Source organism: Streptomyces sp. NPDC050439 (assembly GCF_040655335.1).
Classification (GTDB): Bacteria; Actinomycetota; Actinomycetes; order Streptomycetales; family Streptomycetaceae; genus Streptomyces.
This window is the reverse complement of record NZ_JBFAJT010000003.1, coordinates 180,377-200,714: the sequence shown is the minus strand read 5'-3', so window position 1 is coordinate 200,714 and position 20,338 is coordinate 180,377. Positions and strand designations below refer to the sequence as shown.

Genomic DNA, 20,338 nt, shown 5'->3' with positions numbered 1-20,338 from the left:
GCCGGAGCCTCAGAACAGCGGCTGTGGCAGGACCCCCTCCAGGGCGAGAAGCCGGCGCTTGGTCTCGACGCCGCCGCCGAAACCGCCGATGCCGCCGTCGCTCTCGACCACCCGGTGGCACGGCACCACGACCGGCAGCGGGTTGGCGCCCATCGCCATGCCGACCGCCTGGGCCGCGCCGGGCTGGCCCACGCGGCGGGCGAGGTCCCCGTACCCCACGACGGCGCCGTACGGAACGGTGGTGAGCTCGCGCAGGACCTGGCGGTTGAAGCCGGAGATCAGCGACCAGTCGAGCGGCAGCTCGAAGTCGTGCCGCTCGCCCGCGAAGTACGCCGAGAGCTGGCGCACCGGCTCGGCGAGGAGCGGGGACCCGGGAGCCTCGACCGGCTCGGCCCCCAGCCGGGAGCCGAGCCGCTCGACCGCCTTGTCGCGTATCTCGTCCGTGGCGTGGAAGACGACGCTGACCAGGCCTTCGTCGGTCGCGGCGAGCAGCAGCGGGCCGATATCGCTCGCGACGACGGCCCAGACCACCTGCCGCGACCCGTCCCGACCCGGCCGGTCCTGCCCGTGCTGCCCGTTGGCGTCCATGTGGACCACCGTACGACCGGGCACTGACAACGCCGTCCGCGCCGGGGCGGCGTCAGCCGGAGACGGCCTTGCGCACGACGTCGGGCGTGTTCGTGATGATGCCGTCCACCCCGAACCCGGCCACGCGCTTGGCGGCGGCCGCGTCGTTCACGGTCCACGTGAAGATCTCCAGGCGCTTGCGGTGCGGCCCCTTGAGCGCGTGGATCGCGGAGACGTACTCGGCGGAGATGGAGCCGTGCGTCGAGTTGATCTGGTCGGAGAACTTGGCGTACTCGGGCAGATCGGCGACCGCGGGCGTGCCGAGGAAGCCGGTCTTGACGTCGGGCCGCAGCTCGTGGACCTTCTTGACGCTGTCCGCGCTGAAGCTCTGGATGACCAGCTTGCTCCGGACGTGGTGCTTGTCCAGCCAGCCCGTCTTGCGCAGGACGTCGAGGCCCTGCTTCTCGATGCCCGGGTACAGCTCGGGCTTCTTGAACTCGAAGACGAGCTTCTGGTGGTTGCGCGAGACGCGGTTCATGTACTGCTTCAGCGTCGGCACCCGCTGGCCCGCGTACTTCGGGCTGAACCAGCTGCCCGCGTCCAGGCGGGCGATCTCCGCCGCGGTGAAGTCCGCGACCTTCCACGGTGCGCGGTCGGGGTAGAGCTCCTCGACGTTCGTCGTCCGCTTCAGGTTGTCGTCGTGCATGATCACGAGCTCGCCGTCCTTGGTGCGCTGGACGTCGTTCTCGACCCACCGGAACCCCATGTCAGCCGCCTTGTCGATGGCTGCGAAAGTGTTCTCGGGCGCGTAGGCGGAAGCGCCCCGGTGCGCGACGACCAACGGGGTGTCGTGCGAGGCGGACGTCTGTGCGGGCTTCCGCAGGGACGTCTGCGCCGACTTCTGGTCGGCGGCGTGAGCGGAGGCGGAAGGGAGAGCCAGTGCACCGGCTCCAAGAAGAGCGGCAGTGGTGGCAGCGGCAACGCGTGCGTACAACGGTGACTCCTCGCGATGTTCGGGCACGGACCGGATGAGAGTGACAGTCCACGGCCAACGCGAGACAGGTGCAGGATGGCCACAGGTTGAACGGAGACAGCCGGGATTCTTTCCCGGAAAATCGTTCGCAAGTTCCGCAGTGAGCTTTACTCTCTGCGTCAGCCCATGGCCTGTCAGTACGGGGTCGGCTGGGGCCACTTGGGGGCAATCCCGGGCATTCGGATACAACGGGCGGAAGGGCTACCGCGCATGCAGGGCACGGTCGACGGTTTCAGCTATGGACTTGTCACGCCGGTGGCGGCGTACCTCATGGCCTGTCTCGGCGGAGCGCTCGGCCTTCGCTGCACCACCAGGTCGCTCCTTGTCGCGCACTCCTGGCGGCCCGGCTGGCTCGCGCTCGGGTCGGCGGCGATCGGCTCCGGCATCTGGACCATGCACTTCATCGCGATGATGGGCTTCACCGTCGACGAGGCCCCGATCCACTACGACAAGGCGCTGACCTTCGCGAGTCTCGCCGTGGCCATCGTCATGGTCGGCATCGGGATCTTCATCGTGGGATACCGCGGCGCCACCGGAACGGCCCTGTTCACCGGCGGGACGATCACCGGTCTGGGCGTCGCCTCGATGCACTATCTGGGAATGGCCGGTATGCGTCTGCGCGGGACGCTGGAGTACAACACCCTCACGGTTTCCGCGTCCGTCGTGATCGCCGTCGTGGCCGCCTCCGCGGCCCTCTGGGCGGCCGCACAGGTCAGGGGTTTCCTCTGGAGCCTGGGCGCGAGCCTGGTCATGGGGCTCGCCGTCAGCGGCATGCACTACACAGGGATGGCCGCCCTCAAGGTCCATCTGCACGGCTCGTCCGCCGCGCCCACCGGGGGAGACTCGCCCGCCGAGCTGCTCGCGCCCATGATGGTCGGACCGCTCGCCTTCCTGCTCCTCGCGGGAGTGATCGTGATGTTCGACCCGCTGATGGTGATGGGGAAGGCCGAGCTCCAGAACGCCGCACAGGCGCAGCACGCCCCCTACCCCGTCCCTCGCTCGGGCGACCGCCACGCCCCGCGGGCGGGCCGCAGGCCCCCGCAGCGACCCGGCCCGAGAACCCCGCAGAGCTGGTGATCCGACCCCGTTGTCAGTGGGGGGTCGTACGGTTGGTTCCATGCGGCCCGTATCCAAGATCGAACGCACGGTGGCACCTTTCGAGGTCGTCAGCAACTACCAGCCAAGCGGCGACCAGCCGGCGGCCATCGCCGACCTGGAGCGGCGCGTCAACGCAGGTGAGAAGGACGTCGTCCTGCTCGGCGCGACCGGCACCGGCAAGTCGGCCACCACCGCGTGGATGATCGAGAAGCTCCAGCGCCCCACCCTCGTGATGGCGCCGAACAAGACGCTGGCCGCCCAGCTGGCCAACGAGTTCCGGGAGCTCCTGCCGAACAACGCGGTCGAGTACTTCGTCTCGTACTACGACTACTACCAGCCCGAGGCGTACGTCCCGCAGTCGGACACGTACATCGAGAAGGACTCCTCGATCAACGAGGAGGTCGAGCGCCTGCGCCACTCCGCGACGAACTCGCTGCTCACCCGGCGTGACGTGATCGTGGTCGCCTCCGTCTCCTGCATCTACGGCCTCGGCACCCCGCAGGAGTACGTCGACCGGATGGTGTCGCTCAAGGTCGGCGACGAGATCGACCGCGACCAGCTCCTGCGCCGCTTCGTCGACATCCAGTACACGCGCAACGACCTGGCCTTCGCCCGCGGCACCTTCCGGGTCCGCGGCGACACCATCGAGATCTTCCCGGTCTACGAAGAGCTGGCCGTGCGCATCGAGATGTTCGGCGACGAGATCGAGGCGCTCTCCACGCTGCACCCGCTCACCGGCGAGGTCATCAGCGACGACGACCATCTGTACGTCTTCCCGGCCTCGCACTACGTGGCGGGCCCGGAGCGCCTGGAGAAGGCCGTCACCGGCATCGAGAAGGAGCTCGCCGAGCGCCTCACCGAGCTGGAGAAGCAGGGCAAGATGCTGGAGGCCCAGCGCCTGCGCATGCGCACGACGTACGACCTGGAGATGCTCCGCCAGATCGGCTCCTGCTCCGGCGTCGAGAACTACTCGATGCACTTCGACGACCGTGAGCCCGGCTCCGCGCCGAACACCCTCATCGACTACTTCCCCGAGGACTTCCTCCTCGTCATCGACGAGTCGCACGTCACGGTCCCGCAGATCGGCGCGATGTACGAAGGGGACGCCTCCCGCAAGCGCACCCTGGTGGACCACGGCTTCCGGCTGCCGTCCGCGCTGGACAACCGCCCCCTGAAGTGGGAAGAGTTCCTCGGCCGCATCGGCCAGACGGTCTACCTCTCCGCGACCCCGGGGAAGTACGAGCTGTCGCGCGGCGACGGCTTCGTCGAGCAGATCATCCGCCCCACCGGCCTCATCGACCCGGAGGTCGTGGTCAAGCCCACCGAGGGGCAGATCGACGACCTCGTGCACGAGATCCGCACGCGCACCGAGAAGGACGAGCGCGTCCTGGTCACCACGCTCACCAAGAAGATGGCCGAGGACCTCACCGACTACTTCCTCGAGCTGGGCATCCAGGTCCGCTATCTGCACAGCGACGTCGACACCCTGCGCCGCGTCGAGCTCCTGCGCGAGCTGCGCGCCGGTGAGTACGACGTCCTGGTCGGCATCAACCTCCTGCGCGAGGGACTCGACCTGCCCGAGGTCTCGCTGGTCTCGATCCTCGACGCCGACAAGCAGGGCTTCCTGCGCTCCGGCACCTCCCTGATCCAGACCATCGGCCGCGCGGCGCGAAACGTCTCCGGGCAGGTCCACATGTACGCGGACAAGGTCACCCCCGCGATGGAGCAGGCCATCGACGAGACCAACCGCCGCCGCGAGAAGCAGATCGCGTACAACAAGGAGAAGGGGATCGACCCCCAGCCGCTGCGCAAGAAGATCAACGACATCGTGTCGGCGATCGCGCGCGAGGAGGTCGACACGGAACAGCTCCTCGGCACGGACTACCGCAAGGGGAAGGGGGCCGACGCGAAGACAGCCGCCAAGGCGCCGGTGCCCGCGCTCGGCGGGAAGGCGAACAAGGCCGGTAAGGCGCTCAAGGGCAAGGCCGCCGAGAAGGTACCCACCGACCGTCCCGCGGCCGAGCTGGCGGAACAGATCGAGGAGATGACCGCCCGGATGCGCGCGGCCGCCGCGGACCTCCAGTTCGAGATCGCCGCACGGCTGCGTGACGAGGTGTCAGAGATGAAGAAGGAGCTCAGGCAGATGCGGGAGGCGGGGCAGGCGTAGGCGTACTGCCTGGTGTGTTGCAAGACCGACACAAAGTGCTGCCCGCGGTGCGGCACTGTCAGTGCCTCTGCATAAGGTGCTGGGCAACCGCACAGACCGGCGGTTGCCCAGGCAGTTCGAGAGGGGACAGCGCGTGACGGTCAACATGACCAAGGGTCAGGCCATCAGCCTGCAGAAGGACGACGGGGGCGCCCTGACCGCGGTGCGCATGGGGCTCGGCTGGCAAGCGGCCCCGAGGCGCGGACTGTTCGGCACGCGCACGCGTGAGGTCGACCTGGACGCGTCGGCGGTCCTGTTCGCCGACAAGCAGCCGGTGGACGTCGTGTTCTTCCGTCACCTCGTCAGTGACGACGGCTCCGTGCGGCACACCGGCGACAACCTGGTGGGCGGTGTCGGCCAGGGCGGGGACGACGAGGCGATCCTCGTCGACCTGCAGCGCATCCCGGTCCACATCGACCAGATCGTCTTCACGGTGAACTCCTTCACGGGCCAGACGTTCCAGGAGGTGCAGAACGCGTTCTGCCGCCTGGTCGACGAGACCAACGGCCAGGAGCTCGCCCGGTACACACTCGACGGCGGCGGTCAGTACACCGCGCAGATCATGGCGAAGGTCCACCGCGCGGGCACGGGCTGGCAGATGACGGCCATCGGCAATCCCGCCAACGGCCGGACGTTCCAGGACCTGATGCCGTCGATCCTGCCGCACCTGTAAGCAGGCGGCACGCCGCGTGGCGCGCCACGCGGCACCAACAAGTTCAGAGGGCACGAGGGGGACGAAGGCGATGACGGCCGAGCTGGTCCGGGGGCAGAACCACCCGCTTCCCGAGACCCGTCTGGAGATCCGGGTCTCGATCGGCAAGCCGATCGTGGCGGGGGTCACGCTCAGTGACGAGCAGGGGAAGGTGCGCGGCACGGACTGGGTGGCCCACCCCGGCTCGCCGACGCTGCCCGGGCTCGAAGTGCCCAGGCAGGCGGCCGCGGACCACCGCCTCGCGGTGGACCTCGACGCCGTCCCGGACGCGGTGCACCGGGTCAACGTCCTCCTCGCGCTGCCCGTCGGTGTCGGGGGACCGGTCAGCTTCGGTTCCCTCGCCGCCCCCTTCGTCGCCGTCACCGCGCTTGACGGTTCCGAGGTCGCCAGCTACACCATCACCGACCTGGACGCCGAGTCCGCCGTCGTCGCCCTGGAGCTCTACCGCAGGCAGGACGCCTGGAAGGTGCGCGCCGTCGGCCAGGGGTACGCGGGCGGCCTCGCCGACATGCTCACCGACCAGGGCCTCCCGCAGGCCCACGAACTGGCGGGCTCGATCAACGAAGCGGTGGCGCAGGGCCTGGCCCGTTCGGTGGCCGCGCCGCCGCCACGCTCCGCGGACGAGGCCCGGGTGCGGACGACGGGACAGACCGCCGCGCCCGGCCCGGCAGCGCCGGGTCCGGGCCCGGACAGCGCCGCGCCCCCGCAGCCTGCCCCGCCGCACCAGCCAGGGGACGCGACCCCCACGGGCGGCCCGGTCAACTACACCCACCCCGGCCGCCAGACCAGCGCACCGCCGCCGCCCTCACCGGCCGCGGCCCCGGCCGAACCGGGCAGGGCCGCCCAGCCCGTGGCGGGCGACGCGACCGGCTGGTCCATGGAGGAGCGCCTCTACAACCAGGTTTGGGGCATGTTCGAGGACCTGGCCCGCTCCACGGCCGCGTATCGCAGTGCCGTCGACTTCGCCGAGTCGCGCATGGACCAGGAGCTCGACAAGGTCCTCTCCGACCCCCGCAGCCGCATCGGCAACACCGGGGACGTCGCGCGCGACGCCGCCCGCGCCAAGCACGGCCTTCTCGTCGACCGGGCAAAGGAAGCCCTCGACCGCGACCTTGATCAGCTCGCCGCCGAGTCCGACGTCGTCGAGCCCGCCCTGCCCCTGGCGTTCGCCGGCTGGGACAGCCCGGCCTGGCACGCCTACCGCACCCCGATGGAGATCCCCATGGCGCTGCGCCTCGGCGACCTCCATCTGCCCGAGCGCCCGGACCTGCACATTCCGCTCCTTGTCCGGCTGCCCCTGGAGCGCGGCCTGTGGATCGACAGCGGCCGCTCGTCGGGCACGGACTCCCTGGCCGACACGGACCAGCTGCGCCGCCTCGCCATGGACAGCGCCGTCGCGCACGCCGCGCGGCTCCTTGCGGTCTATCCCGCGGGCGAGTTCACGGTGCACGTCATCGACGCGGCGGGCTCCGCGGCCGGCGCGCTCTCCCCGCTGGTGGCGGCGGGCGTGCTTGACGGAGCCCCGGCGGCCGGTGCGGCGGGCGTCTCCGCCGTGCTCGCCAAGCTGACCCAGCGCGTGGACCTGGTGCAGATGGCCATCCGCGCGGGCGCTGCCGACGCGCTGCCGCCGGACCTGGACACCGCCGAGCAGCTCCTGATCGTCAACGACTTCCCGCACGGCTTCGACGACCGCGCGGTGACCCAGCTCCGCTACCTCGCGGACGAGGGCCCCGCGGTGGGCGTGCACCTGATGCTGGTCGCCGACCGCGAGGACGCCGCGGAGTACGGCCCGCTGCTCGACCCCCTCTGGCGGGCCCTCATGCGCCTGACCCCGGTCGCCGACGACCACCTCGCCGACCCCTGGGTCGGTCATGCGTGGACGTACGAACCCCCGATGGCGCCGCCCGGCAGCAGGGTGATCGAGCAGGTCCTGAACCAGGTCGCGCACGCCCGGCGCACAGGTGGCCGCTGACGCCTTGGTGGGCCCGGCAGATCACTCGGGCCACTCAAGCCACTCGTGTCACTGACGGTAAAGCGACTTTTGACTCACACCGGCCTGCGCTGACCTGCGCTTTTGGCTTCAGTTTGGATTCTCCTTTACCAACCCTTGGTGTTTCGCGTACTCTTCTTGCAGCGGAGGGGAGTACTCCCGAACGCGACGTGCCCGTCAATACGGATCGCCATCGATCCCGGGGCGTCGGCCCGCGGGGCGGTGAGCCGCCTCGGGTGGAAGAGACCTCCGGCAGCGACGACGCTGATCAGTAGCCGTACGACGCCGGAGGCGCAGTGGACGTTTCAATGACCCTTTGGGTGCTGACCATTCTTGGTCTCATCGCCCTGATCGCGGTCGACTTCTTCATCGGCCGCAAGCCGCACGACGTATCGATCAAGGAAGCCGGAATCTGGACGATCGTCTGGATCGTGCTGGCCGCACTCTTCGGAGTGGGCCTGTTGATCTGGGGCGGCGGTCAGCCGGCAGGCGAGTTCTTCGCGGGCTTCATCACCGAGAAGTCACTGAGCGTCGACAACCTCTTCGTCTTCATCCTGATCATGGCGAAGTTCTCGGTGCCCACCCACCTCCAGCAGCGCGTGCTGCTGTTCGGTGTGCTGATCGCACTGGTCCTGCGGGCGATCTTCATCGCCGCCGGCGCCGCGGTCATCGCCAACTTCTCCTGGGTCTTCTACATCTTCGGCGCGTTCCTGATCTACACCGCCTGGAAGCTCATCCAGGAAGCGCGCGCCGATGACGACGAGGAGGAGTGGGAGGAGAACCGCCTCCTGAAGGCCGCCGAGAAGAGGTTCGGCGTCGCCGACCAGTACCACGGCACCAAGCTCTTCATCAAGAAGAACGGCAAGAAGATCATGACGCCGCTCATGATCGTCATGCTCGCCATCGGTACCACCGACATCCTCTTCGCGATGGACTCGATCCCCGCGATCTTCGGCCTCACCCAGGACCCGTACATCGTCTTCACGGCGAACGCCTTCGCCCTGATGGGTCTGCGCCAGCTGTACTTCCTCATCGGCGGACTGCTCAAGAAGCTGGTCCACCTCAGCTACGGCCTCTCGGTCATCCTGGGCTTCATCGGTGTGAAGCTGGTCCTGCACGCCCTGCACGAGAACGGCGTGCACGTCCCCGAGATCTCCATCCCGGTCTCGCTCGGCGTCATCTGCGGTGTCCTGGTCATCACCACGATCACCAGCCTCATCGCCTCCAAGAAGCAGGCCGAGAAGGACGCGGCCGAGGGCAAGGACGCGGCCGACGAGTCCCCGAAGGACAGCATCGAGGCCTGACGACGGTCATCAGCAAAGGGAGTGGCCCGCGGCGATCTGCCGCGGGCCACTCCCTTTGCCGTGGAAGAGCGCGGACGTCGCGGGGGAGCGCAGAACTGAAGTAGCGGGGCCCCGGTGCCCGGTGCAGCATCGGAGACATGATCACTCGGCTCCGGGCATTCGCCACTCAGTGGACCGCGGCCGTACCGGTCCTGGCCGTCGTCCTGCTCGCCTTCACCTGGGGACGCGATCTGCCGGGCGTCGTCGTGGCCGTGGTGACGCTGGTGCTCGCCGGGGCCGTGCTCGCCGCCGTGCACCACGCCGAGGTGATCGCGCACCGCGTCGGCGAACCCTTCGGCTCGCTCGTCCTCGCGGTCGCCGTGACGATCATCGAGGTCGCGCTGATCGTCACCCTCATGGCCGATGGCGGCGACAAGAGCGCGACGCTGGCCCGCGACACCGTGTTCGCCGCCGTGATGATCACCTGCAACGGCATCATCGGCCTGTGCCTCCTGGTGGGGGCCCTGCGCCATCGCGTCGCCGTCTTCCAGTCCGAGGGGACCGGCGCCGCCCTCGCGACCGTCGCCACACTCGCCACGCTCAGCCTGGTCCTGCCGACCTTCACCACGAGCAAGCAGGGCCCGGAGTTCTCCACGGCGCAGCTCACCTTCGCCGCCCTCGCCTCGCTCGTCCTGTACGGCCTGTTCGTGACCACGCAGACCGTCCGCCACCGCGAGTACTTCCTGCCGATCACCCGCAAGGGCGAGGTGATCGACTCCGAGGACGACGCGGGGCCGACCACCCGAGCCGCCATGTTCAGCATCGGCCTGCTCGCCCTCGCCCTGATCGGCGTGGTCGGCCTCGCCAAGGGCGTCTCGCCGACCATCGAGTCCGGAGTGGAGAACGCCGGCATGCCGCACGCCGTGGTCGGCGTGATCATCGCCCTGCTCGTGCTGCTCCCGGAGACCATCGCGGCCGTCCGCGCCACCCGCCGCGACCGGGTGCAGACCAGCCTCAACCTCGCCCTCGGGTCCGCGATGGCCAGCATCGGCCTGACCATCCCGGCCGTCGCGGTCGCCTCCGTCTGGCTCTCCGGGCCGCTGGTGCTCGGACTCGGCCCGACCCACATGGTGCTCCTGGCGCTCACCTTGATCGTCGGCACGCTCACGGTCGTGCCGGGGCGCGCCACCCTGCTGCAGGGCGGCGTCCATCTGGTGCTGTTCGCGGCGTACCTGGAGCTCGCGGTCACGCCGTGACGCACGGGAGTGTCCCTCAGTACGCTGACGGCATGACGCGCACTCTTGCCAACGCCCCGATCATGATCCTGAACGGTCCCAACCTGAACCTGCTCGGTCAGCGCCAGCCCGAGATCTACGGATCGGACACGCTCGCCGACGTCGAGGCGCTGTGCGCCAAGGCGGCGGCCGCGCACGGCGGCACCGTGGACCTGCGGCAGAGCAACCACGAGGGTCAGTTGGTGGACTGGATCCACGAGGCGCGCGAGCAGCACGCGGGCATCGTCATCAACCCTGCCGCCTACTCGCACACCTCGGTGGCGATCCTCGACGCGCTCAACACCTGTGACGGCATGCCGGTGTTGGAGGTCCACATCTCCAACATCCATCAGCGCGAGGCGTTCCGGCACCACTCGTACGTCTCCCAGCGCGCCGACGGGGTCATCGCGGGGTGCGGCGTACAGGGGTACGTGTTCGCGGTGGAGCGGGTGGCGGCGCTGCTCGACGCGGCCTAGCCGCGTCGGCGTACGCGGTTCACCAGCCTCGTCGGCGCCACTCGGCCAGGTGCGGGCGCTCGGCGCCAAGGGTCGTGTCGCTGCCGTGGCCGGGGTAGACCCAGGTCTCGTCGGGCAGCGTGCCGAAGATCTTCGTCTCGACGTCGTGCAGCAGGCTCGCGAAGGCCTTCGGGTCCTGGTGCGTGTTGCCGATGCCGCCGGGGAAGAGGCAGTCGCCGGTGAAGACGTGCGGGTGGCCGTGCGGGTCGTCGTACACGAGGGCGATCGAGCCCGGCGTGTGGCCCACCAGATGACGCGCGGTGAGGGAGACGTGCCCGACGTTCACGGTGTCGCCGTCCGCGAGCGGGATGTCCGTGGCCACGGGGATGCCCTCGACGTCCTCGCGGCCCGCGTAGGTCCGGGCGCCGGTGGCCTCGACGACCGCGGCGAGTGCCTGCCAGTGGTCGCCGTGCTGATGGGTGGTGACGACGGACGTGATGCCGTCGTCACCGATCAGCGTGAGCAGCGTCGCGGCGTCGTTCGCCGCGTCGATCAGGAGCTGTTCGTCCGTGGCCCGGCAGCGCAGCAGATAGGCGTTGTTGTCCATCGGGCCGACGGCGACCTTCGAGATCATCAGGTCCTGCAGCTCGTGCACGTCCGCACCGCCGCCGACCTTCACTGCTCCGCTGTACGTCATGTCTCTCAGCCTATAGCGGGGGCAGGGAGGGCAGGAGGCCGCCTTCGGCCGTCAACGCGGAGCCGTCCCGGCGGCCGGAGAGCCAGCCGACCACGTCGGACGCGGAGCCGGAAACAGTGACCTCGGGCTCACCGTCCCGACCGGTGCTCCACGCGTGCGTGCCATCCGTCACCCGGGTCGGCGGCACAGCAGGGTTCCCGGAGAAGCGAGTCGTCAGGAACGCGATCTCCCGCTGCACGAACTCCTCCGGCAGGTCTTCGACCTCGTACCCGATGCCCAGGTCCACGTGGTGCAGTTCCACCTCGACCCATCGTCGGAACGGCACCCGGGACGCGGAGTCGGTTACTCCGTTGCGCAGCTCCACGGTGCGGGACCAGTCGGCGGGGATCGTGCCCGCCGCGGCGAAACGTTCCGCGGACTCCCGCACGTCGCGAAGCTGCTCGGTCAGCGGCCGGGGCGCGTCACGCTCGATGTCCTTGTCGCGTGCGTCACCACTGACGTACATGGGCCGACCGGACAGCACATTGACGAGCGCGTCCGCGTTACGGGCCAGGTGGGCGAGGACATGGCCGCGGGTCCAGCCCGGCAGCCGTGACGGCTCGGCGGTCGAATCGTTGTTCAGTTTCGCGGCTGCGCTGAGCAGCCGGTCGGTCGCGTCACGTACAGACGCCAGGTCGCGCACATGATCAATCATGCGTCCGACGATAGTCGCGCCACACGTTCGGGTGAAGGCGTCGGAGCAGCACCGCAAATCGAATGCACGTGCTATATGGTCGAGTGCGGCATCGGGCATTCTTGGTGGTCCGGGTTTGTTATCAACCAGGGCAACCGCCCCGGCGTTGTCAGTGGCTCGCCCTAGTCTGTGAATGACGGGGGTCCCGCCCCTGTCACTTCTCTCAAGAAAGGTGCGGACCGGCGTGGCCGACCGTCTCATCGTCCGTGGCGCGCGCGAGCACAATCTCAAGAACGTCTCGCTCGACCTCCCGCGTGACTCCCTCATCGTCTTCACCGGGCTCTCCGGGTCGGGCAAGTCCTCGCTCGCGTTCGACACGATCTTCGCCGAGGGCCAGCGGCGGTACGTGGAATCGCTGTCCTCGTACGCCCGGCAGTTCCTCGGTCAGATGGACAAGCCGGACGTCGACTTCATCGAGGGCCTCTCGCCCGCGGTCTCCATCGACCAGAAGTCGACCTCGCGCAACCCGCGCTCCACGGTCGGCACCATCACCGAGGTCTACGACTACCTCCGCCTGCTCTTCGCGCGCATCGGCAAGCCGCACTGCCCCGAGTGCGGGCGCCCCATCGCCCGGCAGTCGCCGCAGGCCATCGTCGACAAGGTCCTGGAGCTGCCCGAGGGCAGCCGCTTCCAGGTCCTCTCGCCGCTGGTGCGCGAGCGCAAGGGCGAGTTCGTGGACCTCTTCTCCGACCTCCAGACCAAGGGCTACAGCCGCGCCCGGGTCGACGGCGAGACGATCCAGCTCTCCGAGCCGCCCACGCTGAAGAAGCAGGAGAAGCACACCATCGAGGTGGTCATCGACCGCCTCACGGTGAAGGACTCCGCCAAGCGCCGCCTGACCGACTCCGTGGAGACCGCGCTCGGCCTCGCCGGGGGCATGGTCGTGCTCGACTTCGTCGACCTCCCCGAGGACGACCCCGAGCGCGAGCGGATGTACTCGGAGCACCTGTACTGCGCGTACGACGACCTGTCCTTCGAGGAGCTCGAGCCCCGCTCCTTCTCCTTCAACTCGCCCTTCGGCGCCTGCCCGGACTGCACCGGCATCGGCACGCGCATGGAGGTCGACCCCGAGCTGATCGTCCCGGACGAGGACAAGTCGCTCGACGAGGGCGCCATCCACCCCTGGTCGCACGGCCACACCAAGGAGTACTTCGGCCGGCTCGTCGGAGCCCTCGCCGACGCCCTCGGCTTCTCCACCGCCATGCCCTGGGCCGGACTCCCGCAGCGCGCCAAGAAGGCCCTCCTGAACGGCCACAAGACGCAGATCGAGGTCCGCTACCGCAACCGGTACGGCCGCGAGCGGGTCTACACCACGGCCTTCGAAGGCGCCGTCCCCTTCGTCAAGCGCCGCCACAGCGAGGCCGAGAGCGACGCGAGCCGCGAGCGCTTCGAGGGCTACATGCGCGAGGTGCCCTGCCCCACCTGTGAGGGCACGCGTCTCAAGCCGATCGTCCTGGCCGTCTCGGTCATGGGGAAGTCCATCGCCGAGGTCTCGGCGATGTCCATCAGCGACTGCGCGGACTTCCTCGCCGAGCTGAAGCTGGGCGCCCGCGACAAGAAGATCGCCGAACGCGTCCTGAAGGAGGTCAACGAAAGGCTGCGCTTCCTGGTCGACGTCGGCCTGGACTACCTCTCGCTGAACCGCGCGGCGGGCACCCTCTCCGGAGGCGAGGCCCAGCGCATCCGCCTGGCCACGCAGATCGGCTCGGGCCTGGTCGGTGTCCTTTACGTACTGGACGAGCCGTCCATCGGACTGCACCAGCGCGACAACCACCGCCTGATCGAGACCCTCGTGCGCCTGCGCGACATGGGCAACACGCTCATCGTCGTCGAGCACGACGAGGACACCATCAAGGTCGCCGACTGGGTCGTCGACATCGGCCCCGGCGCGGGCGAGCACGGCGGGAAGGTCGTGCACAGCGGCTCCATGAAGGAGCTCCTGTCCAACGACAAGTCGATCACCGGGCAGTATCTGTCGGGCAAGCGGTCCATCCCGGTGCCGGACGTGCGCCGCCCCGCGGACCCCACCCGTCAGCTGACGGTGCACGGCGCCCGGGAGAACAACCTCCAGGACATCGACGTCTCCTTCCCGCTCGGCGTCCTCACCGCCGTCACGGGTGTCTCGGGCTCCGGCAAGTCGACGCTGGTCAACGACATCCTCTACACGCACCTTGCGCGCGAGCTGAACGGCGCCCGGTCCGTCCCCGGACGGCACACGCGCGTGGACGGCGACGACCTCGTCGACAAGGTCGTGCACGTCGACCAGTCGCCCATCGGCCGCACGCCGCGGTCGAACCCGGCGACGTACACCGGAGTCTTCGACCACGTCCGCCGGCTGTTCGCGGAGACGATGGAGGCGAAGGTCCGGGGCTATCTGCCCGGCCGCTTCTCCTTCAACGTCAAGGGCGGTCGCTGCGAGAACTGCTCCGGCGACGGCACGATCAAGATCGAGATGAACTTCCTGCCGGATGTGTACGTCCCCTGCGAGGTCTGCCACGGGGCGCGCTACAACCGCGAGACGCTGGACGTCCACTACAAGGGCAAGTCCATCGCCCAGGTCCTGGACATGCCGATCGAGGAAGCGCTCGACTTCTTCGAGGCCGTGCCGGCCATCTCCCGCCACCTGCGCACGCTCAACGACGTGGGTCTCGGGTACGTCAGGCTCGGCCAGTCCGCGCCGACGCTCTCCGGAGGCGAGGCCCAGCGCGTGAAGCTGGCCTCCGAGCTCCAGAAGCGCTCGACGGGCCGGACGGTCTACGTCCTGGACGAGCCGACCACCGGTCTGCACTTCGAGGACATCAGCAAGCTGATCACGGTCCTGTCCGGTCTGGTCGACAAGGGCAACACGGTCATCGTCATCGAGCACAACCTCGACGTCGTCAAGACCGCGGACTGGGTCGTCGACATGGGCCCCGAGGGCGGCAACGGCGGCGGTCTGGTCGTCGCCGAGGGCACACCCGAGGAGGTCGCCGGAGTCCCGACGAGCCACACGGGCAAGTTCCTGCGGGACATCCTCGCGGCGGACAGCATCAGCGACGGGGCCTCGCAGGGGCGCAAGCGGGCGGTCTCCTCGGCGGCGAAGAAGTCGACGGCGGCGAAGGCCACGGCGAAGACGGCCACCGCGAAGAAGGCCGCTTCCAAGGCGCCGGTCAAGAAGGCCCCCGCCAAGACCGCGACGGCCAAGAAGGCCCCCGCCAAGAAGGCGACCAGGGCTCGTAAGGCCTGACTGGTGTGGATGCGCGACCGGACGCGTGCGCCTGCGGGTGCGTCGTGGCCGGTCGCGCAGGCCCCCGCGTCCCTTGAGGGGCGCCTCTTGTCCGGCGGCCTGCTCTCATGTTCGCCTTGGCCGCATGACCGTACGCATCGAACGCCAAGGTCCCGTCACCACGATCGTGCTCTCGCGGCCCGATGTGCGTAACGCCGTGGACGGGCCCACGGCGCGGGCCCTCGCGGACGCGTTCCGGGACTTCGACGCCGATCCCGAGGCCGCCGTCGCCGTGCTGTGGGGCGAGGGCGGCACCTTCTGTGCCGGAGCCGACCTCAAGGCCATCGGAACACCGGCCGGGAACGAGGTGACGGAGAAGGGTGACGGTCCCATGGGGCCGACCCGGATGCGTCTGTCCAAGCCCGTCATCGCCGCGATCTCCGGACACGCGGTCGCCGGAGGCCTGGAGCTCGCCCTCTGGTGCGACCTGCGGGTCGCCGACGACGACGCCGTATTCGGAGTGTTCTGCCGCCGCTGGGGCGTCCCGCTCATCGACGGCGGCACGGTGCGGCTGCCGCGGCTCATCGGCGAGAGCCGGGCCATGGACCTGGTGCTCACCGGCCGCCCCGTCCCCGCGGCGGAGGCGCTCGCGATGGGCCTGGTCAACCGGACCGTGCCGCCGGGCACTTCCCGCGCCGCCGCCGAACGCCTCGCCGCGGAGATCGCCGCGTTCCCGCAGACCTGCCTGCGAGGCGACCGGCTCTCCGTACGGGAACAGGGCGGCCTGACCGAGGAGGACGCGATGGCAGGCGAACTGCGCCACGGCCTGCGGTCCCTCACGGAGGCGGCGGACGGCGCCGCCAGATTCGCCGCCGGGGCGGGCCGGCACGGCGCGTTCGCTGACGACTGAGCCCCCGGCTCACCCCTGCGGTGCGACGGACCCGGCAGGCTCCAGGAACTGCATGTCCAGCTGGATCTTCACCACGTCACCGAGCATCCCGGCACCGAAGTCGAGGCCGTAGTCGCTGCGCTTGATCTCGCCGGTCGCCTCGAACCCCGCGTGGCGCCGGGGGTCGCCCGGGAACGCCTGGAGCCCGCCGAACTCGACGGCGAGGGTGATCGGCCTCGTCACGTCACCGATGGTCAGCTCGCCCTCCATGGTCCACTCCTCGTCCGCGCCGAGGACCCGCGTCGAACGGAACGTCATCGTGGGGCGGCGCTCGACGTCCAGCAGGTCGGGAGCCTTCACGTGTGCGTCGCGGTCCTTGTTGCCCGTGTCGATCGAGGCGAGCGCGACGGTCGCCGTCACAGATGAGGTCGCAGCGCTCTCGCCCACGACCAGACCGGCCGTCACCTCGGCGAAGCGGCCCCGCACCTTCGAGATCCCGAGGTGGCGGATGGTGAAGTTGACGGCGGAGTGGAGGGGGTCGATCTCCCAGCTCCCGGCGGGGAGGGGAAGCGCGGTCGTCGTGGGGGCGGTGCTTGTGTCGGAAGTCATGCCGTCCACCATGCGAGGCCGCCCACGGGCGAGGAAGGCCGAGCCAAGGCTGGTAGTGACAGGGCCACGATCCGGTCCGGTGTCTGCTGATACGTTCGGCCGGTGAGCGACAACGAGCTCGGCACCTTCCTGCGCACCTGCCGCGAGGCGGTCACGCCCGCCGAAGTCGGGCTCCCCACAGGACCCCGGCGCCGCACGCCGGGCCTGCGCCGCTCCGAGGTCGCCACGCTCGCCGGGGTCAGCGTCGAGTACCTGGCGCGGCTCGAACAGGGCCGGGACCGGCACCCGTCCCCGCAGGTGATGGGGGCGCTCGCGGACGCCCTGCGGCTGTCCACGGAGGAGCGCTTCCACCTGCGCCGCCTGGAGAAGGAGACGGTCGGCGACCCCTGCTGCCCGACGGCGAGCATGCCGTCCCGGTCGGTGCGCCCCACCGTGCGGGCGCTCGTCGAACGCCTGGAGCCGGCCCCCGCCGTCCTGCTGAACCGGTTCGGCGACGTCCTCGCGTACACCTCGGGCTACGAGCGGATCATGGGGGCCATCGGTCTCCTCGACGACGAGCAGCCCAATCTCATCCGGTTCCTGTTCACCGACGAGCGGGCCCGCGCCGCCTACCCCGAGTGGGACGGCGTCGCGGACGAGCAGGTCGCGTTGCTCCGCGCCGGGTCGATGCTCAGCGACCCTCATGCCGAGGGCTTCGCCGACGAGCTGACGGTGATGGCCGGTGCACCGTTCGCCGACCGCATGGCAGCCGTGCCGCGGCTGCCCAGGGCCAGCGGCATCGAACGCATGACGCACCCCGCGGCCGGGCCGCTGCGGCTGTCGTACGAGACGCTGACGCTGCCCGAGGCCGACGCTCAGCGCCTGGTCGTCCACCTGCCCGCCGACGAGGCCACGTCGACCGCCCTCGACGGCCTCAACGGGCGCCGGCCGGGCGCCCTGCGCGCGGTGACCGGCTGAGAGCCGTCACCCCGGCCCTCACCCCAACCGTCACTCAAGCTCTTCGGCGTACGGAGGCTCCGCTCCCGCGCGGGACACGGTGACGGCGGCCGCGCGAGCCGCGAAGCGCAGGACCTCGCCCCAACTGTCGGCGCCGAGCGTGGCCAGGGCATCCACGGACAGCGCGTCCCGGGCGCGCAGCCCGTGCAGCAGCGCCGCGTTGACGGTGTCGCCCGCGCCGATGGTGTCCACCACGTCGACCGCCTTGCCCGGCACCGACCACTCCCCGCCGTCCCGCGTGAACACGGTGAGACCGTCGCCGCCCCGTGTCACCACCACCGCGCCGGGCCCGGACGCGAGCCACTCGCGCGGCGTGCCGCCGAGCCAGCTCGCGTCGTCGTCCGACAGCTTGAGCAGCGAGACCGACGGCAGCCAGCTCTTGAACCGGGCCCGGTAGGCGTCCGCGTCCGGGATCAGGCCCGCCCGGATGTTCGGGTCGAGCGCCGTGAAGACGCCCCGCGCCGACTCCCGGTGCATCAGCTCCTCGTACGCGCTCGCGCCCGGTTCCAGGACGAGCGAACAGGTGCCGAACGAGACCGCGCGCACCGCGTCGGGAAGCCGCTCCGGCGCCGTGAAGAGCCGGTCCGCCGTGCCCTCGACGTAGAAGGAGTATCCGGCGGAGCCGTCCTCGCCGATCGAGGCGACGGCGAGAGTGGTCGGCTCGGCGCCCCGCTGGACGTACGACACCTCGACACCCGCGGCCCGCAACGCGTCGGTCAGCGCATCGCCGAACGCATCCGTCGAGATCCGTGAGCAGAAGGAGACGGGGGAGCCGAGACGGCCGAGGGCGATCGCGGTGTTGTACGGACCGCCGCCGAGCCGTGGGGCGAGCGCGGGCAGCCCGGCGTCGGCGGGGCCCTGCGGGACGAGGTCGATCAGGGCCTCTCCTGCGACGACTATCACGGGTGCTTCCTCTCGGCTCTGCGGTCACGCCTCTGCGGTCACGCCTCTGGGGTCACGGCTCCGCGGCGGCGGCTGCCCGGCTTTCGCCACAGGCTAGGGCTTCCCGGCGGCCGTGGCCCGGCACGGGCGGCACTCGGGCACGGTCGCGCCCAACGCGGGCAAGCGGCACCCCACCGGTATGGTCTGATCCGTCACCGAAGCGCCTGACCTGTGGAGACTCCATGCCCGGCACGCCGCCCCCCGCCCGCCGCACCGTGCTGCGCGCCGCCGCCATCGTCCCGGCCGCGGGCCTCGGGGTCACTGCCTGCTCGTCCGGCGGCGGTGACGGCGGCTCCAGCCGTTCGGCGCCGACCGCGCCGACGGACCTCGGCGGGTCCGACGAGGTGAAGGTGGGTGCCTCGAAGCTCTACAAGGACGAGAACGTGGTCGTCAGCCGCATCTCCGACGACGAGTACAAGGCGTTCAGCACGATCTGCACGCACGCCAAGTGCCCCATCAACAAGCTGGAGGGGCACAAGCTCATCTGCCCCTGCCACGGAAGCCAGTTCGACGCCACGAACGGCAAGGTGCTGCACGACCCGGCCGTCACGCCGCTCGCCGAGCTGCCGGTGAAGGTGGAGGACGGCAAGATCGTCGCGGGCTGACTCACTCCCAGTCCCAGGCGATCCCCAGGATCCCCGCCCGCACCTGCGGCTCCACGACGTGCACCGACCGATGGCTGCCGCTCAGTGTCAGCTCCTGGCGGCCGCCGCGCGGCGCGGCGGCCGAATGCTGGGTGAAGCGGTGGCAGCGTACGGGCAGCGCGCTCTCGTCGAAGCGCACCTGGAGCGCGTACTGCCCGCCCGCGAAGGTGAAGCCCCGGAAGTACTCGGTGGCCGCCCCCGCCGTGCCGTCCTCGAAGCCGTAGCGGAACAGATGCGTGTCGCCCGCGCGCAGGCGCGTGTCGAAGAGCAGTTCGGCGACGAGCACCCCCGTCTCGTGGTGCCACCGCACCCGCCCCGTGCGGCAGTTCTCCAGTGCGTGCACGGCGACGCGTTCCGGCACGCAGCCCGGATCGCCGTGGTAGATCGCCAGGTAGCGGTCGACGGCGTCCCGGTGGGCGCGCACGACGTGCTGCGAGTCGCGGCCGAGCAGCTCGCGGCGTTCGCCGATCCTCACCCGCTCATGGTGGCCGATGGTGTGCAGACCGCCGTCGAGCGGTGAGCCGAGCTCGGTGATCAGCTCCTGCAGCACGTCGGAGGCGTCGAGGAGCGAACGGTAGGAGCGGGCGGCGGGGCGCTCGCAGTCGGGGCGCTCCGAGGGCTTGGCGAGCAGCCGGATCAGTGACTCCTCGGGGAGGCCGAGGATCTCCTCCAGGGCGCGCACGGCACGCAGGGACTCGGTGCGCTGAGGACGCCGCGCGCCTTGCTGCCAGTAACTCAGGCTCGTCACCCCGACGTTGACGCCTTGCCGCGCCAGATGGTGGCGTACGCGTTGCAGGGGCAGGCGCCGTGCGGCGATCGCGGCCCGCAGCGCCACATGGAAGGGCCCGGTGCGCAGGGCGGTCTCCAGGTCCGCGGGCGCGCCCTCCGCGAGCTGTGTGCCGTGCCGCATCGCAAGGCCCTTCTGTGAACGTTCACATCGGCCGTCCGGGCGTACGCGCCGGTCGGAGCGGGCCACCAGGTGGGCGTACGAGGGGTGTTCACATA

18 protein-coding genes are annotated in these 20,338 nt (G+C 70.1%); 11 read left to right on the top strand and 7 right to left on the bottom strand.

The features are described from left to right. Positions 1-9: 9 nt before the first annotated feature. Both AB0I66_RS14020 and AB0I66_RS14015 read right to left on the bottom strand, forming a co-directional pair. The gene (locus tag AB0I66_RS14020; RefSeq protein ID WP_363208078.1) at positions 10-588 is read right to left on the bottom strand and encodes a methylated-DNA--[protein]-cysteine S-methyltransferase; all 579 of its coding nucleotides are present in this window, start codon (positions 586-588) and stop codon (positions 10-12) included. 52 nt (positions 589-640) lie between these two features. After that, positions 641-1,561, bottom strand: a complete 921-nt coding sequence (locus AB0I66_RS14015; protein WP_363208077.1) for a glycerophosphodiester phosphodiesterase family protein — start codon at positions 1,559-1,561, stop codon at positions 641-643. A gap of 249 nt (positions 1,562-1,810) precedes the next feature. Here AB0I66_RS14015 and AB0I66_RS14010 point away from each other — a divergent pair, with 249 nt between their 5' ends. The 7 genes from AB0I66_RS14010 to aroQ all read left to right on the top strand — a co-directional run bounded on the left by AB0I66_RS14010 (position 1,811) and on the right by aroQ (position 10,639). Beyond that, positions 1,811-2,677: an MHYT domain-containing protein gene (locus AB0I66_RS14010; protein ID WP_363208076.1), complete on the top strand. Its 867-nt coding sequence runs from the start codon at positions 1,811-1,813 to the stop codon at positions 2,675-2,677. Positions 2,678-2,717: 40 nt separating this feature from the next. Continuing rightward, positions 2,718-4,865: an excinuclease ABC subunit UvrB gene (gene uvrB / locus AB0I66_RS14005; RefSeq protein ID WP_363208075.1), complete on the top strand. Its 2,148-nt coding sequence runs from the start codon at positions 2,718-2,720 to the stop codon at positions 4,863-4,865. 133 nt (positions 4,866-4,998) lie between these two features. Then, entirely contained in the window at positions 4,999-5,577 is a 579-nt protein-coding gene (locus AB0I66_RS14000; protein WP_363208074.1) for a TerD family protein, read from the top strand. Between the two features lie 70 nt (positions 5,578-5,647). After that, positions 5,648-7,588 (top strand): TerD family protein, encoded by a 1,941-nt coding sequence (locus tag AB0I66_RS13995; protein ID WP_363208073.1) that lies wholly within the window; start codon positions 5,648-5,650, stop codon positions 7,586-7,588. A 326-nt stretch (positions 7,589-7,914) separates the two neighbouring features. Beyond that, positions 7,915-8,910 (top strand): TerC family protein, encoded by a 996-nt coding sequence (locus AB0I66_RS13990; RefSeq protein ID WP_363208072.1) that lies wholly within the window; start codon positions 7,915-7,917, stop codon positions 8,908-8,910. Positions 8,911-9,047: 137 nt separating this feature from the next. Then, positions 9,048-10,145, top strand: coding sequence for an ionic transporter y4hA (locus AB0I66_RS13985; RefSeq protein WP_363208071.1), 1,098 nt, complete (start codon positions 9,048-9,050; stop codon positions 10,143-10,145). A gap of 32 nt (positions 10,146-10,177) precedes the next feature. Then, the gene (gene aroQ, locus AB0I66_RS13980) at positions 10,178-10,639 is read left to right on the top strand and encodes a type II 3-dehydroquinate dehydratase (RefSeq protein WP_363208070.1); all 462 of its coding nucleotides are present in this window, start codon (positions 10,178-10,180) and stop codon (positions 10,637-10,639) included. Between the two features lie 19 nt (positions 10,640-10,658). On the opposite strand, the gene AB0I66_RS13975 is transcribed toward aroQ, so the two are convergent. Both AB0I66_RS13975 and AB0I66_RS13970 read right to left on the bottom strand, forming a co-directional pair. Continuing rightward, positions 10,659-11,315: an MBL fold metallo-hydrolase gene (locus AB0I66_RS13975; protein WP_363208069.1), complete on the bottom strand. Its 657-nt coding sequence runs from the start codon at positions 11,313-11,315 to the stop codon at positions 10,659-10,661. Positions 11,316-11,325: 10 nt separating this feature from the next. After that, positions 11,326-12,009, bottom strand: coding sequence for a maleylpyruvate isomerase family mycothiol-dependent enzyme (locus AB0I66_RS13970; RefSeq protein WP_363208068.1), 684 nt, complete (start codon positions 12,007-12,009; stop codon positions 11,326-11,328). A 223-nt stretch (positions 12,010-12,232) separates the two neighbouring features. On the opposite strand from AB0I66_RS13970, the gene uvrA reads away from it, so the two are divergent. Both uvrA and AB0I66_RS13960 read left to right on the top strand, forming a co-directional pair. Next, the gene (gene uvrA, locus AB0I66_RS13965) at positions 12,233-15,274 is read left to right on the top strand and encodes an excinuclease ABC subunit UvrA (protein ID WP_363208067.1); all 3,042 of its coding nucleotides are present in this window, start codon (positions 12,233-12,235) and stop codon (positions 15,272-15,274) included. A gap of 124 nt (positions 15,275-15,398) precedes the next feature. Beyond that, positions 15,399-16,163, top strand: coding sequence for a crotonase/enoyl-CoA hydratase family protein (locus AB0I66_RS13960; protein WP_363208066.1), 765 nt, complete (start codon positions 15,399-15,401; stop codon positions 16,161-16,163). Positions 16,164-16,172: 9 nt separating this feature from the next. On the opposite strand, the gene AB0I66_RS13955 is transcribed toward AB0I66_RS13960, so the two are convergent. Next, positions 16,173-16,751: a YceI family protein gene (locus AB0I66_RS13955; protein ID WP_363208065.1), complete on the bottom strand. Its 579-nt coding sequence runs from the start codon at positions 16,749-16,751 to the stop codon at positions 16,173-16,175. 102 nt (positions 16,752-16,853) lie between these two features. On the opposite strand from AB0I66_RS13955, the gene AB0I66_RS13950 reads away from it, so the two are divergent. Beyond that, positions 16,854-17,708, top strand: coding sequence for a helix-turn-helix transcriptional regulator (locus AB0I66_RS13950; RefSeq protein WP_363208064.1), 855 nt, complete (start codon positions 16,854-16,856; stop codon positions 17,706-17,708). A 30-nt stretch (positions 17,709-17,738) separates the two neighbouring features. Here AB0I66_RS13950 and AB0I66_RS13945 read toward each other — a convergent pair whose 3' ends face one another. Further along, positions 17,739-18,650, bottom strand: coding sequence for a carbohydrate kinase (locus tag AB0I66_RS13945; protein ID WP_363208063.1), 912 nt, complete (start codon positions 18,648-18,650; stop codon positions 17,739-17,741). Positions 18,651-18,871: 221 nt separating this feature from the next. Here AB0I66_RS13945 and AB0I66_RS13940 point away from each other — a divergent pair, with 221 nt between their 5' ends. Beyond that, positions 18,872-19,294 carry a Rieske (2Fe-2S) protein gene (locus AB0I66_RS13940; protein ID WP_363208062.1) on the top strand — a complete coding sequence of 141 codons (423 nt, stop codon included), beginning with the start codon at positions 18,872-18,874 and terminating at the stop codon, positions 19,292-19,294. Position 19,295: 1 nt separating this feature from the next. Here AB0I66_RS13940 and AB0I66_RS13935 read toward each other — a convergent pair whose 3' ends face one another. After that, positions 19,296-20,243, bottom strand: a complete 948-nt coding sequence (locus AB0I66_RS13935) for a hypothetical protein (RefSeq protein WP_363208061.1) — start codon at positions 20,241-20,243, stop codon at positions 19,296-19,298. Positions 20,244-20,338 lie beyond the last annotated feature (95 nt).